The sequence below is a fragment of the Streptomyces sp. NPDC050703 genome (genome assembly GCF_040654435.1).
Taxonomy (GTDB): Bacteria; Actinomycetota; Actinomycetes; order Streptomycetales; family Streptomycetaceae; genus Streptomyces.
The window spans coordinates 104,669-119,446 of sequence record NZ_JBFAHX010000021.1 but is presented as its reverse complement, the minus strand read 5'-3'; the positions used below and the strand labels follow the sequence as shown (position 1 = coordinate 119,446).

Here is a 14,778-nt window from a genome sequence, read left to right as displayed (position 1 = left end):
GTGGCCGCCCCGCGGTGGGGCGGCCACCCCCTTCAGGGCTCGCGGCGGAGGGTCACAGGCCGGGCAGGTAGTCCGGCGCCGTCACGCCCTCGGCGAGGTCGGCGGAGGGGATCGGCGCGTCGTAGCCACCGCGCAGCGGGAGCACGCCCGCCCAGTGCGGGAGGCCCATGTCCTCCGGTTCGTCGTTGGGGCCTCCGGTGCGGGCCTTCGCCGACACCTCGTTCAGGTCGAGGCGGAGCACGGCTGTCGCGGCGAGCTCCTTGGCGTTGGCGGGGCGGGAGTCGGCGGCCCGCCCCGGCACGACGTGGTCGACGAGCGCGTCGAGGGCGGCTCGCTTCTCCTCGGGGTCCGTGACCTGGTGGGCGGTGCCGTGGATCACGGCGGAGCGGTAGTTGATCGAGTGGTGGAAGGCGGAGCGGGCCAGGACGAGACCGTCGACGTGGGTGACGGTCAGACACACCTGAAGCCCCGGGTCCTTCCCGGCCGCCCCCGCGTCGCCCGCCATGCGCAGCGGCCGGGAACCGGTCGAGCCGTGCACGTAGAGGCGTTCGCCCACCCGGCCGAAGAGCGTCGGCAGGACGACGGGGGCGCCGTCGCGCACGAAGCCGAGGTGGCAGACGTAGGCCTCGTCGAGTATCGCGTGCACCGTCTCGCGGTCGTACGAGGCGCGCTCCCGGGAGCGGGTGGGGACGGTGCGGTCGGTCGGTGCGTAGGCGGCGCTCTCCGGCGTGTCCGTGTCCGTGTCGGTGGTGGTGCGCGTCGTCTGCATGGCCTCTCCTGTACTGAGCCTGTGTCCGGCTGACGGCGCGCCTCCCGGGCGCTCCGGTTTGCCGTTCATATTGCACTAGTGCATACTCGTTTTTGTGCTAGGAGAGTATCGGATCGAAGGCCGGCGTGCAGCCGATATCGCGGCCAGTGTGGAGCGGGCCGTGGGTGACGGCGGCCTGGAGCCGGGTCAACTGCTGCCCCCCATGCGGGAGTTGGCGGCGCGCCTCGGGGTCAATGCCAACACCGTCGCCGCCGCCTACCGCACCCTGCGCGAGCGCGGAGTCATCGAGACGGCCGGGCGGCGCGGCAGCCGCGTGAGGCCGAAGCCCGCCACGACCGCGCGCGACCGGATGCGGGTGGACGTGCCGCCGGGCGTGCGGGACGTCTCCCAGGGCAATCCCGATCCGCGGCTGCTGCCGCCGCTCGCCGAGGCGTTCGCGCTGGCCGCGGCGGAGGGCGACGCGAAACCGGTCCTCTACGGAGAGGACGCGGTCGACCCGGGGCTCGCGCGGTACGTGCGCGCGGCCTTCGACGCCGAGGGCGTTCCCGCCGGACCCGTCGCCGTCACCTCCGGGGCGCTCGACGCCATCGAGCGGGTGCTCGCCGCGCACCTCAGGCCCGGCGACGCGGTGGCCGTCGAGGACCCGGGCTGGGGCAGCGTGCTCGACCTCGTCCCGGCGCTCGGGCTGCGCACGGTCCCCGTCGGCGTGGACGACGAGGGGCCACGCCCCGCCGACGTCGAACGGGCGCTGTCCGGCGGTGCCCGCGCCCTCATCGTGACGGCCCGCGCCCAGAACCCCACCGGCGCCGCCGTCGGCGCCGCACGCGCGCGTGCCCTGCGCGACGTGCTCGCCGCGCACCCGGACGCCCTGCTGATCGAGGACGACCACGGCCACGGCATCGTCGACCTGCCGCTCCACCCGCTGGCCGGAGCATCGCGCCACTGGGCCCTGGTCCGCTCGACCGCCAAGGCGTACGGCCCCGACCTGCGGCTCGCCGTGCTCACCGGGGACCCCGTCACCGTCGACCGGGTGCAGGGCCGCCAGCGGCTCGGACCCGGCTGGGTGAGCATGCTCCTGCAACGCGCCGTCCTGCGGCTCTGGGCCGGTGACGCGGTGGACGCGCGCGAGGTGGCGGCTTCCTACGGGCGGCGGCGCGACGCGCTCATCGCGGCGCTCGCCGACCGCGGCGTGCCCGCGCACGGGCGCAGCGGCATGAACGTATGGGTGCCCGTCCCGGACGAGACGGGCGTGGTGGCGCGGCTGCTGCACGCCGGATGGGGCGTCGCCCCCGGCGCGCGCTACCGGCTGGCCGCGCCGCCCGGCATGCGGATCACCATCGCCGCCCTCACCGACGAGGAGATCGTCACCGTGGCGGACGCGGTGGCCTCGGCCCTGGGGCCCGCTCCGGCGCGGCGCTACGACTGAGCGGTCCCGCTTCCGCGCGCCTGCTGCGGCCGACGTCCTCGCGCGGTGCCCGCTCCGGCCGGCGGGTGGCGCCACGCGCGCGTGGCCTCGACTGGGTGAGCGCGGCCCCCGCGAGGACGATCACCGCGCCGACCGGGGTGGACCAGCTGAGGGACTCACCGAGCAGCGTGACGCCTGCGGCGGTGGCGATGACCGGGATGAAGTAGGTGACCATCTGGGCGGTGGTCGGACCGACCTCGGCGACCAGGGCGTACTGCAACTGGAAGGCGAGTCCCGTGCCGAGGGCGCCGAGCGCCACGACCGCGAGGAGCGGCACGACGGGGAAGTGCGTGGGGACATCGGTGAACAGGGGGGTCACCACGGCGAGTTCCGCGGTCGCGACGAGCAGTTGCGCGCCGGACAGGGAGAGGTTCGAGTGGCCCGAACCGGCCAGCGTGCGGCGTACGTAGATCCAGCCGATCGGGTAGCTGAGCGAGGCGAGCAGTGCCATCGCGGTGCCGGTGAGGTCGAGGCCGCTGAAGCCCTGCCAGGCGCCGAGCACCGTGAGCACCCCGAAGAAGCCGATGCCGAGGCCCGCGACGCGGCGCCGGGTCGGCCGGTCCTCCGAGAGCGCGACGAGCGACAGGGCCATGCCCCAGAGCGGTGACGTCGCGTTGCAGATGCCGGCGAGCGTCGACGGAACGGTCAGCTCCGCGTACGCGAAGAGCGAGAACGGCACGGCGTTGAGCAGCAGGGCCGCCACCGCCAGATGCAGCCACGTGCGCGTGCCGCGCGGCAGCCGCTCCCGCTTGACGACGAGCACGGCGGCCACGACGGCGGTACCGAACACGAGCCGGCCCAGGGTGACCTGGAAGGGCGCGTACGCCTCCGTGCCCACCTTGATCAGCAAGAAGCTGAAGCCCCAGATCAGCGAGAGGACGCCGAACCGGATGCGCCAGTCGACGGCGGGCCGCCGGGGCGTGGCCGTGCCGGGGCCGGGGGACGTGGCGGGCGGTGTGGGCGCGGTGGCCGTCACCGCGTGCTCGGTCGGGTCGCTCATGCGCTCCACGATGCGCCCCGACAATCTCGTAGCGCAAGCGAGATTTTTTGCGGGGCATCGCGTAGCATCGCTTACATGTCCTGTCGGGTGACTGGGGGAGCCGATGCTGAATCTGGAGCGGTTGCGCACGCTGGACGCCCTCGCGCGGCACGGCTCGGTCAGCGGCGCGGCCGCCGGGCTGCACGTCACGACGTCCGCCGTCTCGCAGCAGATGACCAAGCTGGAGCGCGAGGTGGGCCAGCGGCTCCTCGCCAAGAACGGCCGCGGGGTGCGGCTCACCGACGCGGGGCAGCTGCTCGCCGAGCACGCCGCGCGCATCCTCTCGCAGGTCGAGCTCGCCCAGGCCGACCTGGAGGAGCAGCGCGGCAAGGCGGTCGGCGAGCTGCGGATGTCCGCGTTCCCGACGGCCATGCGCGGCCTGCTGCCCGCCACGCTCACCGCGCTGCGCGCCGAGCACCCGGGGCTGCGGGTGAGCTGCCACGAGATGGAGCCGGCGACCGCGGTCGCCGCCGTGGTGCGCGGTGACATCGACATGGCGGTCGTCCTCGACTGGTACAACAAACCGCTGCCCATACCGGACGGGCTGGCCAAGGCGCCCCTGCTCGACGATCCCGCCGACGTCGCGATGCCCGCCGCGCACCCGCTCGCCGACCGGACCGAGGTCGATCTGGAGGAGCTGGCGGACGACGAGTGGATCACCTGGGCCGAGGGCGAGTTCTGCCACGAGTGGCTGATGTTCACCCTGCGCGGCAAGGGCATCGAGCCGCGCATCGCGCACCGCGCGGAGGAGCACCACACGCAGCTCGCCCTGGTCGCGGCGGGCCTCGGGGTCTGCGTGGTCCCACAGCTCGGCCGCGACCCGATGCCGGCCGGAGTGCGGACGGTCCCGGTGCGGCACCGGGTGCGGCGCCATGTGTACGTGGTCTGGCGGGCGGACGCGGCCCGCCGCCCGTCGATCAGAGCGGCGGCGGAGGCGCTGCGGGTGGCGGGGGCGGGACTTCGGTAGGGCCGGTTCAGCCTCCGTGGTGGGCGGCGCGCGGGGATCGAGGGGCACTGTGTGTCGGGCGCCGGATGTCGGGTGCCGGATGCCGGGTGCCGGATGTCAGGTGCCGGATGTCAGGTGCCGGGCGCCGGATGTCAGGTGCCGGATGTCGGATGTCGGGCGCCGGATGTCGGGTGTCGCGCGCCGGGCGCCGGGTGCCGGATGTCGGGCGCCGGATGTCGGCGCTAGAGCTGCGCGAGCTTGCGGAAGTCCCAGGAGGCGATCGCGTCCGGCGTGAGGCGGAGCCACGCGTGGCGGCCGTCGTGCGGCATCTCGTCCATGCCGAACAGCTTGCGCGCGAACAGCTTCTCGGGGGCGGCCAGCTCGGGGCAGGGCTCACCCGTGCGCGGCACCTCGCCGACGAACTCCACGGTTCCGGACAGCTCGACGCCGCGCAGCTCCCCGTACTCCTCGCCGGCGTCCACCACGACAGCGACGCGCCGGTCAGCGCGGAGGTCGGTCCAGCGCTTGCTGCGCGTGATCGAGTACAGCCACAGGGACGTGCCGTCCCAGGCGAACCAGAGCGTGCTGACGTGCGGGGAGCCGTCGGCCGATACCGTCGCCATGCGGCAGGTGCGCTCCGCGGCGAGGAACGCATCGCGCTCCTCCGGCGTCATCATGATCCTGCGGCCCCTGCGCTGCGTGGCGGCCATGCGTCCTCCAAGGGTGACGTGTAGCGGTGTGCCGGTGCCGGGTGGCCCGGGGCTGCGCGCCCGAAGCTGGTGCCCGGCGTACCTGACGTGCCCCGCTCACCGCGCCTGACGGGGTGTCAGGAAAGGATGATGGAGGCTCTTCCCTCGTCACGCAATGGCCGTTAGCCTCACGCGGATTCCGGGAGCCGCGGGCCCGCGACGGCCGTGCCGGTGCCCCGGGCCACCGCCCCAGGGGGACCCATGCCGTCGTACGGACAGCTCAGCGAGATCCTCGACCCGGCGAGCACGGCCCTGCTGACCGTCGAGTGCCAGCAGGGCGTCGTGGGCACCGAGAGCGCCCTGCCCGAACTCGCCGAGGAGGCCAGGGCGTCGGGGGCGCTGGACAACGTGGCGCGGCTGGTGGCCGCCGCGCACGGCCACGGCGTCCAGGTCCTGCACGCCGTGGCCGAACGGCGCCCCGACGGGCGGGGCGCCAACCGCAACGCCCGGCTCTTCCGCGCCGCGGATCGGCTGCCCGTGCGGCAGCTCTCGGGCACGGCGGCCGTACGGATCGCGCCGCCGATCGAGGTCACCGACGAGGACCTGGTCGTACGCCGCCTGCACGGCCTCTCGCCGCTCGCGGGCACCGACGTCGACCCGCTGCTGCGCAACCTCGGCTGCCGCACCCTCCTGGTCACCGGGGTCTCGGCGAACGTGGCGATCCCGAACGCCGTGTTCGACGCGGTGAACCTCGGCTACACCGCCGTCGTGCCCGCCGACGCCATCGCGGGCGTCCCCGCCGACTACACCCCCCAGGTCGTCCGCAACACCCTCGCCCTCGTCGCCACCGTCACCACCACCGAGGACGTGCTCGACGCCTGGAAGGGGGCGTGGAACGCGTGAGGACCGTCAGGCAAGCCTGATCGAGTCACCGTCCACGGAGATCTCGGCCGCGGGCAGCGGCCGGGGCGCCGGGTCCTGCTTGACGCTGCCGTCGGCGATGTCGAACTTGCTGCCGTGACAAGGGCAGTTGATGGTGCCGCCCGCCACACTCGTCACCGGGCACTGCTTGTGGGTGCAGCGGTTGGAGAACGCCTTGAACTCGCCCTTCCTGGGCTGGGTGACCACCACTCCCTCGTCCTTGAAGATCTTGCCGCCGCCCACCGGGATGTCCGCCGTGCTCGCCAGCACGGTCCCACCGGCCCCGCCGCCCTCCGGCTTGGCCCCCGCGGGCTCGGCCGTGTCCTTGCCGTCGTCCCCGCCGCCGCACGCGGTGAGCGCGGCGGCGAGGCCCGCGGCGCCGATCGTCGCCACGACGGTGCGGCGGCAGGGTCCGGAGAGGGGTTCCTCATGAGTCGTCATGCCGGGTGGTACGGCCCCGCGCGGCCAGGTGTTCAAACCGTCGCGGATGTGGCCGGGAGAGCCGGGAACAAGGAGGTCTTCAGGAAGTCGAGTTCGCACCGCAGCAGGTTCGCCGCCTCCTCGTCCCGCACCAGGTGGCTCGCGCCGGACAGCGGCAGCACGGTGTGCCGCCGGCCCGCCGCCAGCAGGGCCGAGGAGAAGCGCAGCAGGTGCGCGGGGAAGACGTTGTCGTCCGCCAGGCCGTGCACCAGCATCAACGGCCGTGTCAGCCGGTGCGCATGGGCGACGAGGGAGCAGCGCTCGTACTGCTCCGGTCGTACGTCGGGGTGCCCCAGGTAGCGCTCCTTCCAGTGGGTGTCGTACAGCTCCATTGAGGTGGGCGCCGCGCCCGCGACCGCGGCGTGGAAGACGTCGGGGCGGTGCAGTACGGCACCGGCCGCGAGGTAGCCGCCGAACGACCAGCCACGGATGCCGACACGGTCGAGATCCAGGTCGGGGCAGGTCGCTGCCGCCGCGTGCAGCGCGTCCACCTGGTCGTCGAGCACCGGCGTCAACTGGTCCCCGTGCACCGCCCGCTCCCAGGCGATGCCGCGCCCCGGGGTGCCTCGCCCGTCCGTGATGAGGACCGCGAAGCCCTGCTCGGCGAACCACTGGGCGACGACGGTCCACCACGCGCGCGTGCGCACGACCAGCCGCAGCCCCGGGCCCCCGTACGGGCAGAGCAGGACCGGCAGTTTTCCGGTGCCGGGCTCGTGCCAGGACGGCAGGTACAGCGCCGCCCGCAGCTCCCGCTCGCCGAGCGTCAGGTGCCGGGGGCGGGGTACGACGACGGGCTCCTCGCAGAGCACGCCGATCCGCCCCGCGGGCTCGCCGCCGCTCAGCACGGTCACCGTCTGCCCCTCGGGCGTCCGGCTGTCCAGGACCACGGTGTCGCCGCCGAGCACGGCCGTGTGCACGCCGGGTCCCTCGCTGATCCGCGTGACGGAGTCCGCTCCCGTCCGGCTCTGGCCCAGGCCCAGACCCAGGCCCTGCTCCTGGGCCTGGGCCCGGGCCTGGTCCTGACGGTGGTCGAAGGACCAGACGTGGACCTCCGTGGGCTCCCGCGATGCGGTGAAGAACACCCGTTCGCCCACCGCGCCGAGGACTTCGTGCACCTGTAGCCCCGCGGGCGTCGTCGCCTCTCCCACGGCGAGGCCGCGGGTGTCCCCGTCGACCGCCGCGTACCGCACCAGGGCGCCGGACGGGGTCCGCAGCGGCGCGCCGGGCAGCAGCGGCACCCACGCCTCGTCGTGCGGGCGGCCCACGGTCCGTGTGGCACCCGTGGCCGGGTCGACCGCCAGGACGTGCACGGAACGCTGGTCGCGCGTCTGGAGGCCGACCAGGGGGCCGTGGGCGTCCCAGGCCGCCGTCGGCACGTAGTCGAAGCGGTCGTCCGTCCACGTACCGCCGGGGTGCGGCTCACCGGCCCGCTCCGGAGTGCGCACCTCGGTGCGGGTCCCGGCCAGGCGCAGGATGTGCAGGGACGTCTCGGCGTTGGCGGTGCCCGCCGCCGGGTAGCGGACCGCGCGGGGCGGCAGCTCGGGCCTCGCAGGGTCCGCGAGCCACCAGCGCCGCACCATGGAGGCGTCCACGCGCGCGACGAGCAGCGCGTCACCCGCCGGTGACCACCAGAAGCCCCGGTGGCGGTCCATCGACTCGGCGGCCACGTGGTCGGCGAGCCCGTACGTGACATCGGGGCCCTCGGGTTCCGCCAGGGCCCGGTCGCCCGTGCCGTCGGCTCCGACGACCCGCAGGGCGCCTCCGGTGACGTAGGCGATCAGGGTCCCGTCCGGTGAGGGGCGCGGGTCGACGACCGGGCCCGCGGTGCGGACGCGGCGCGGAGCACCGCCGTCCGGCTCCACCACCCAGAGGGCGCCGCCGAGCGTGAAGGCCACCACGCGCGCGTGGCGGTCGGTCGCGAAGGACACCACTCCTCGTGCGGCCTCCCGGGCGCGCTCCCTGCGCACGCGCTCCGCCTCGGGCACCGGGCCCGCCGCGCCCGTGGCCGACGGATCGACGAGCAGGCGCTCGGCCCCGTCCTCGTACAGCCACAACCTGCCGACTCGGTCGTCGCCCGCGCCGGAGCGGATGAAGAGCAGCCGCCGGCCGTCCTCGGAGAGCGTCAGTCCCCGGGGCGCGCCCAGGGTGAAGCGGCCCGTGCGCGCGAACTGCCGAGGAAGATCCGGTGTGTCCATGAGCGGCACTGTAGGCAGCGGGGCGAGTGATCGAACAGGTACCGGGCGCCAGTAATCTGGGGCGATGCTCACCGAAGTGACCGCGGTCCGCTATGTCACGCCCCTGCGCGAGGGCGGATCGCTCCCCGGCGTCGTCGAGGCCGTCGACGGCCATGGCGCGTACGCGACGTACGTCATGAAGTTCACCGGCGCCGGCCAGGGCCGCAAGACGCTGGTCGCCGAGGTGATCTGCGGTGGGCTCGCGCGCCGTCTGGGGCTGCGGATGCCGCGGCTCACCCAGATCCTGCTCGACCCGGTGATCGGCCTCGGCGAGCCGGATCAGCAGGTGCAGGAGCTGCTGAAGTCGAGCGGCGGCCTCAACCTCGGCATGGACTTCCTCTCCGGGGCGCTCGGCTTCGACCCGCTCGCCCACGAGGTGGACGCGGCGGAGGCGGGACGCGTCGTCTGGTTCGACGCGCTGATCAACAACGTGGACCGCTCCTGGCGCAATCCCAACCTGCTCCTGTGGCACGGCGACCTGTGGCTGATCGACCACGGGGCGAGCATGATCTGGCACCACAACTGGCGCACCGCCGCGACGGCGTCCGCCAAGCCGTACGACGCCAGAGACCACGTGCTCGGCGGCTTCGGGCCCGACGTGGCGTCGGCCGCCGCGGAGCTGGCCCCGCTCGTCACCGAGGAGCTGCTCACCGAGGTGACCGCCGAGGTGCCCGACGCCTGGCTGGCCGACGAGCCGGGCTTCGCGACACCGGACGACGTGCGCCACGCGTACGTGGCGGCCCTGCTGCCCCGCGCCGCGACCATCCACGAACGGATCGCACTCGGCGAGCCGCAGCCGAAGGGGGCCGTCACATGACGGATCGGGACGTCTTCGAGTACGCGCTGGTGCGGGTGGTCCCGCGCGTGGAGCGCGGCGAGCGGTTCAACGCGGGCGTGGTGGTCTACTGCCGCGCGAAGTCCTACGTGGCCGCCCGCACCCACCTGGACGAGGCCAAGCTCCTCGCCCTCGACCCCGCGGCCGACGTGGACGGCATCAGGGCGGCCCTCGGCGCCGTCGAGCGGATCTGCGAGGGCGGCGCGGCGGCGGGCCAGGCGGAGCGCGACGACGCGGGGCGGCGCTTCCGCTGGCTCATCGCGCCCCGCTCCACGGTGGTGCAGCCGGGCCCGGTGCACACGGGCCTCACGGCCGATCCCGCGGCGGAGACGGACCGCCTCCTCGACCTCCTGGTGAGGTAACGCGTCACAGCGGACCTGTGGGCCGTTGACACCCGGTGCCAGGGCTTCTAGCGTCTCGTCCAGCCGAAGGTACTAAGCGGTCGCTCACCATCGGGGCGTACCGTGGACCGCACCCCAAGAGCCGTATCCAAGGGCGAGGAGAACCAGCATGTCCACCACTGAGCAGCGCGTCGCGGTCGTGACCGGCGGAGCGCGAGGCATCGGCGCGGCGACCGCAGTACGGCTCGCCGCCGAGGGCCGCGCCGTCGCCGTCATCGACCTCGACGAGGCCGCCTGCAAGGACACCGTCGAGCGGATCACCGCGGCCGGTGGCAAGGCGCTCGCCGTCGGCTGCGACGTGTCCGACGAGGCCCAGGTCGAGGCCGCCGTCGCCCGCATCGCCGAGGAGCTCGGCGCGCCGACGATCCTCGTCAACAACGCGGGTGTGCTCCGCGACAACCTGCTCTTCAAGATGGGCGCGGGCGACTGGGACACGGTCATGAACGTGCACCTGCGCGGCGCGTTCCTGATGTCGCGGGCCGTCCAGAAGCACATGGTGGACGCGGGCTTCGGCCGTATCGTCAACCTCTCCTCGTCCTCGGCCCTCGGCAACCGCGGCCAGGCCAACTACGCCGCCGCCAAGGCCGGCCTCCAGGGCTTCACCAAGACCCTCGCCAAGGAGCTGGGCAAGTTCGGCGTCACCGCCAACTCCGTCGCCCCCGGCTTCATCGTCACCGAGATGACCAAGGCCACCGCCGACCGTGTGGGCATGGACTTCGAGGAGTTCCAGACCGCCGCCGCCACCCAGATCCCGGTGCAGCGCGTCGGCCGCCCCGAGGACATCGCCAACGCCATCGCCTTCTTCACGGGCGACGCGGCCGGGTTCGTCTCCGGACAGGTCATGTACGTGGCCGGCGGCCCGCTCAACTGACCCGGAAGGCGGAGGACGATGGCTGTGCAGGACAGTGGGAAGGCCGCGCTCATCACGGGTGCGAGCCGCGGCATCGGCTACGGCATCGCCGAGGCCCTGGTCGCCCGCGGCGACCGCGTCTGCATCACGGGACGCAATGAGGACGCCCTCAAGGAGGCCGTCGAGAAGCTCGGTTCCGACCGGGTCATCGGGGTCGCAGGCAAGGCCCATGACGAGGCGCACCAGGCGGTCGCCGTCGAGCGCGCGATGGAGGCGTTCGGGCGCGTCGACTTCCTGATCAACAACGCGGGCACGAACCCGGTCTTCGGACCGATGGCCGAGCTCGACCTCGATGTGGCGCGCAAGGTGTTCGAGACCAACGTCGTCTCGGCGCTCGGCTTCGCCCAGCAGACCTGGCGGGCCTGGCAGAGCGAGAACGGCGGCGCGATCGTCAACATCGCCTCCGTCGCGGGCGTCTCCGCCTCGCCCTTCATCGGGGCGTACGGCATGAGCAAGGCCGCCATGGTCAACCTCAGCCTTCAGCTCGCGCACGAGTTCGCGCCGAAGGTGCGCGTGAACTCCATCGCGCCCGCCGTCGTCAAGACCAAGTTCGCCCAGGCGCTCTACGAGGGCCGCGAGGCGGAGGCCGCGGCCTCCTACCCGCTCGGCAGGCTCGGTGTGCCCGAGGACATCGGGGGCGCCGCCGCGTTCCTCACCTCCAGTCAGTCGGACTGGATCACCGGCCAGACACTCGTGGTCGATGGCGGCATCTTCCTCAATGCGGGCGTCGGCTGACGAAGGCGGCTCAACCGTCGGCTTCGCCGTCAAAGAGGACGTAGGCACGCATCAAGTGCCCCGTACGCGCCACTGGTTGGCGTGGCGGGGCACTGCGGATATGGTCTGCCGACCCATGGCGAGGCCGATCGAGGAGCGTGCGCGTGTTCAGTGATGTTCCCCCCGCGAAGTGGACGAGGGGCCTGGGGCCCGTGGCGGCAGTCATGTCGCTGTCCCTCGTCGCAGGATGCGGGGCACTGTCCTCCGAGGGGTCGGACGGGGAACAGGTGATCACGGTCGGCACGATGAGCGCCCCGAGCACCCTGGACCCCGCCAAGGCCTGGGACAGCTCCTGGGAGCTGTACAGAAACGTTTTCCAGACGTTGCTCAGCCTGCCGTCGGGGGCCACCGAGCCCGAGCCGGACGCCGCGGAGTCCTGCGCGTTCGACGGCGCGTCGAACACGGTGTACACCTGCGAGCTGCGCGAGGACCTGACGTTCTCCGACGGGCACGAGCTGGACGCGGCGGCGGTGAAGCACTCCTTCGACCGCATGCGCACCCTGGAGGCCGAGGGCGTCGTCAAGGGCGGGCCCATGGGCCTGCTCGGCTCGCTCGACGAGGTCGAGACGAAGGGTGAGCGGACGGTCGTCTTCCGGCTCAAGAAGCCGGACGCGACGTTCCCGCTCGTCCTGTCGACACCCGCCATGTCGATCGTCGACCCGCGCGAGTACCCGGCCGACAAGCTGCGCACCGGCAACGGACTCACGGGCTCCGGGCCCTACGCGCTCAAGGCGTACGAGCCCGGTCAGAAGGCCGAGCTGGTCAAGAACGACAACTACAAGGGTGCCGCCGACGTCAAGAACGACGGCGTCACCATCCGCTACTTCAAGAAGTCCTCCGCCATGGTCGACGCCCTCAGGGACAAGGAGATCGACGTCACCTTCCGCGGCCTGGACGCGGGCGACATCATCGCCGCGCAGAGCAAGAGCGGGGCCGGCGAAGGCGGGCAGAAGGTCGCACTCGTCGAGGGAGCGGGCACCGAGATCCGCTACCTGGTGTTCAACACCCGGGACCCCTGGGCGGGCAAACTGCCGGTCCGGCGCGCCTTCGCTCAGCTCGTCGACCGCCCCGCCATCGCCCACAAGGTCTACAAGGACACCGTCGACCCCCTGTACTCGATGGTGCCGAGGGGGCTCACCGGACACGCCACCGGCTTCTTCGACGACTACGGCGACCCCAGCGTGGCCAAGGCCAGGAAGATCCTCACCGACGCCGGCATCAACGCTCCCGTGCCGCTCACCCTCTGGTACACCACCGACCGGTACGGATCGGCCACCGCCCTGGAGTTCGCCGAGCTGAAGCGGCAGCTCGAAGCCTCGGGCCTGTTCGACATCACGCTCAAGAGCCGCCCCTGGAACGAGTTCCAGGAGGGCTACAGCAAGGGCGAGTACCCCGTCTTCGGCCGCGGCTGGTTCCCCGACTTCCCCGACGCGGACAACTTCATCGCGCCCTTCGTCGGCGCGAAGAACGTGCTCAACACGCCGTACGTGTCGAAGGAGATCACCGAGGAACTGCTGCCGCGTGAACGCAGGGAGACCGACAGGGGTGCGGTGGTCGACGACTTCGAACGGGCCCAGAAGATCCTGGTCGACGACGTCAGGCTGCTGCCGCTCTGGCAGGGCAAGCAGTACATCATGGCCAGCGAGGAGATCGCGGGCGGCGAGCGCGCCCTGGACCCCTCGGCGATCATGATGATGTGGGAACTCCAGCGCAAGACGAGCTGGTAGCGGCCGGGAGGCTCGGCGGACGGGGCGGCGGGGCCGATTGTCAGTGGTCGCCGGTAGGTTCTGTGGTCAGAAGTGATCGCACACCGGAGGTTCGTGACGTGACCGACATCGCCATGCTGCCCGCGTCCTGGCGCGGAGTCCTCGGCGAGGAGCTCCAGAAGCCCTACTTCGAGGAGCTCACCGAGTTCGTCGAGCGGGAGCGCGCGCAAGGCCCCGTCTACCCTCCGCGCGACGAGGTCTTCGCCGCCCTCGACGCCACGCCGTACGACGAGGTGAAGGTCCTGATCCTCGGCCAGGACCCGTATCACGGGGAGGGCCAGGGCCACGGGCTCTGCTTCTCGGTGCGCCCCGGCGTGAAGACCCCGCCCTCCCTGCGGAACATCTACAAGGAGATGAAGGAGGAGCTGGGCCACCCCGTGCCGGACAACGGCTATCTGATGCCGTGGGCCCAGCAGGGCGTCCTCCTCCTGAACGCGGTGCTCACGGTCCGCGCCGGCGAGGCCAACTCCCACAAGAACAAGGGCTGGGAGAAGTTCACGGACGCGGTGATCCGCGCGGTGGCCGCACGCCCCGACCCGGCGGTCTTCGTCCTCTGGGGGAACTACGCCCAGAAGAAGCTGCCCCTCATCGACGAGGAGCGGCACGTCGTCGTCAAGGGCGCGCACCCCTCACCGCTGTCCGCGAAGAAGTTCTTCGGCTCGCGCCCCTTCACGCAGATAGACGCCGCGGTGGCGGCGCAGGGACACGAGCCGATCGACTGGCGCATCCCGGACATCGGCTGACCGGCCGGGACCTCACACGCCGAGCGTGTAGTCGAGCGTGTACGGGGTGGACTTCTCCCCGTGGTGCGCGGTGAACGCGCCGGTTCCGCTCAGCCCGGCCAGCTCGCCCGTGCCGGAGCCGGGCAGCACGGTGAAGGCGCACTCGATGCCGTCGGCCACGAACGAACCGCGCTGCTCGATGACGAAGGACCCCTCGCGGCCGTCGAGGGTCCCTTCGATGAACTCGTGGCCGACGTAGGCGCCGCCGCTCTCGCCGAGGTAGGCGATCGTGTACTGGCATGAGGTGGCCGTCGACTCGATCCCGCCGCGGAAGTCGTTGGAGACGTCGGCGCGCGCGATGCGTACGCCCCCGTCCTCACCGGCCACGGGCCGCTCGTCCCAGTGGGTGAAGGTGAACGTGCCGGTGACGCGCCGGGCCGTGGAGCGCGGATCGGCCGCGGGGCGGGGACCGGTTGTGGGCCGGGGGCCGGCTGCGGGGTGGGTCTGGGTCAGCGGGTGGGTCTGGGGCATGGTTGGTCCTTCCGCGTGCGGATGAGAGGGGTCTGGCTCCGGCGGACGGGCCGTCCGCCGCCAAGGAGCACTCTTCCGGCCGTACCTGACACCTTCTGTCAGGTACGCGGGAAAGCTCGGGCAGGGGCCCGAGAGGGCGCGGGCAGGGACGCGGGGGAGCGCGGGCAGGACCCGGGGGGAGCGCGGGCAGGGACGCGGGAGAGTGCGGGCAGGACCGACCCGGGGGAGCACGGGCAGGGACGCGGGAGAGTGCGGGCAGGGACCTGGGGGAGCACGGACAGGGACGCGGGAGAGCG

At 72.8% G+C, this 14,778-nt stretch carries 15 protein-coding genes; 9 read left to right on the top strand and 6 right to left on the bottom strand.

The features are described from left to right. Window positions 1-52 precede the first annotated feature (52 nt). Complete coding sequence (locus AB0I16_RS20695) at window positions 53-769, bottom strand: pyridoxamine 5'-phosphate oxidase family protein (RefSeq protein WP_363250898.1); 717 nt, start codon at window positions 767-769, stop codon at window positions 53-55. 94 nt (window positions 770-863) lie between these two features. Here AB0I16_RS20695 and AB0I16_RS20690 point away from each other — a divergent pair, with 94 nt between their 5' ends. Next, the gene (locus AB0I16_RS20690; RefSeq protein ID WP_363250897.1) at window positions 864-2,195 is read left to right on the top strand and encodes an aminotransferase class I/II-fold pyridoxal phosphate-dependent enzyme; all 1,332 of its coding nucleotides are present in this window, start codon (window positions 864-866) and stop codon (window positions 2,193-2,195) included. Here the strand turns inward: AB0I16_RS20690 and AB0I16_RS20685 are convergent. Then, complete coding sequence (locus AB0I16_RS20685) at window positions 2,134-3,234, bottom strand: DMT family transporter (RefSeq protein ID WP_363250896.1); 1,101 nt, start codon at window positions 3,232-3,234, stop codon at window positions 2,134-2,136. The two genes, AB0I16_RS20690 and AB0I16_RS20685, sit on opposite strands and share 62 nt — an antisense overlap. Window positions 3,235-3,337: 103 nt before the next feature. Between AB0I16_RS20685 and AB0I16_RS20680 the strand changes: the two genes are divergently transcribed. Next, on the top strand, window positions 3,338-4,240 hold the full coding sequence (locus AB0I16_RS20680) for a LysR family transcriptional regulator (RefSeq protein ID WP_363250895.1): 903 nt from the start codon (window positions 3,338-3,340) through the stop codon (window positions 4,238-4,240). A 221-nt stretch (window positions 4,241-4,461) separates the two neighbouring features. Here AB0I16_RS20680 and AB0I16_RS20675 read toward each other — a convergent pair whose 3' ends face one another. Beyond that, window positions 4,462-4,929: a pyridoxamine 5'-phosphate oxidase family protein gene (locus AB0I16_RS20675; RefSeq protein WP_363250894.1), complete on the bottom strand. Its 468-nt coding sequence runs from the start codon at window positions 4,927-4,929 to the stop codon at window positions 4,462-4,464. A 240-nt stretch (window positions 4,930-5,169) separates the two neighbouring features. Here AB0I16_RS20675 and AB0I16_RS20670 point away from each other — a divergent pair, with 240 nt between their 5' ends. Then, window positions 5,170-5,811, top strand: coding sequence for a cysteine hydrolase (locus tag AB0I16_RS20670; protein WP_363250893.1), 642 nt, complete (start codon window positions 5,170-5,172; stop codon window positions 5,809-5,811). Between the two features lie 6 nt (window positions 5,812-5,817). Here AB0I16_RS20670 and AB0I16_RS20665 read toward each other — a convergent pair whose 3' ends face one another. After that, complete coding sequence (locus AB0I16_RS20665; protein ID WP_363250892.1) at window positions 5,818-6,270, bottom strand: Rieske (2Fe-2S) protein; 453 nt, start codon at window positions 6,268-6,270, stop codon at window positions 5,818-5,820. A gap of 32 nt (window positions 6,271-6,302) precedes the next feature. Further along, on the bottom strand, window positions 6,303-8,504 hold the full coding sequence (locus AB0I16_RS20660; RefSeq protein ID WP_363250891.1) for a prolyl oligopeptidase family serine peptidase: 2,202 nt from the start codon (window positions 8,502-8,504) through the stop codon (window positions 6,303-6,305). Between the two features lie 64 nt (window positions 8,505-8,568). Between AB0I16_RS20660 and AB0I16_RS20655 the strand changes: the two genes are divergently transcribed. From AB0I16_RS20655 to ung, 6 genes are all read left to right on the top strand, one after another. Further along, entirely contained in the window at window positions 8,569-9,360 is a 792-nt protein-coding gene (locus tag AB0I16_RS20655; RefSeq protein ID WP_363250890.1) for a HipA family kinase, read from the top strand. Next, window positions 9,357-9,740, top strand: coding sequence for a DUF3037 domain-containing protein (locus AB0I16_RS20650; protein ID WP_363250888.1), 384 nt, complete (start codon window positions 9,357-9,359; stop codon window positions 9,738-9,740). The genes AB0I16_RS20655 and AB0I16_RS20650 overlap by 4 nt, the downstream gene beginning before the upstream one ends. A gap of 148 nt (window positions 9,741-9,888) precedes the next feature. Further along, window positions 9,889-10,650, top strand: a complete 762-nt coding sequence (gene fabG / locus AB0I16_RS20645) for a 3-oxoacyl-ACP reductase FabG (RefSeq protein WP_363250887.1) — start codon at window positions 9,889-9,891, stop codon at window positions 10,648-10,650. A gap of 18 nt (window positions 10,651-10,668) precedes the next feature. After that, complete coding sequence (locus AB0I16_RS20640; RefSeq protein ID WP_363250886.1) at window positions 10,669-11,424, top strand: SDR family oxidoreductase; 756 nt, start codon at window positions 10,669-10,671, stop codon at window positions 11,422-11,424. Window positions 11,425-11,627: 203 nt separating this feature from the next. After that, the gene (locus tag AB0I16_RS20635) at window positions 11,628-13,190 is read left to right on the top strand and encodes an ABC transporter substrate-binding protein (protein WP_363250922.1); all 1,563 of its coding nucleotides are present in this window, start codon (window positions 11,628-11,630) and stop codon (window positions 13,188-13,190) included. 98 nt (window positions 13,191-13,288) lie between these two features. Further along, window positions 13,289-13,972 (top strand): uracil-DNA glycosylase, encoded by a 684-nt coding sequence (gene ung / locus AB0I16_RS20630; RefSeq protein WP_363250885.1) that lies wholly within the window; start codon window positions 13,289-13,291, stop codon window positions 13,970-13,972. A gap of 12 nt (window positions 13,973-13,984) precedes the next feature. Here the strand turns inward: ung and AB0I16_RS20625 are convergent, their stop codons facing one another. After that, window positions 13,985-14,482 carry a DUF3224 domain-containing protein gene (locus tag AB0I16_RS20625; RefSeq protein WP_363250884.1) on the bottom strand — a complete coding sequence of 166 codons (498 nt, stop codon included), beginning with the start codon at window positions 14,480-14,482 and terminating at the stop codon, window positions 13,985-13,987. Window positions 14,483-14,778 lie beyond the last annotated feature (296 nt).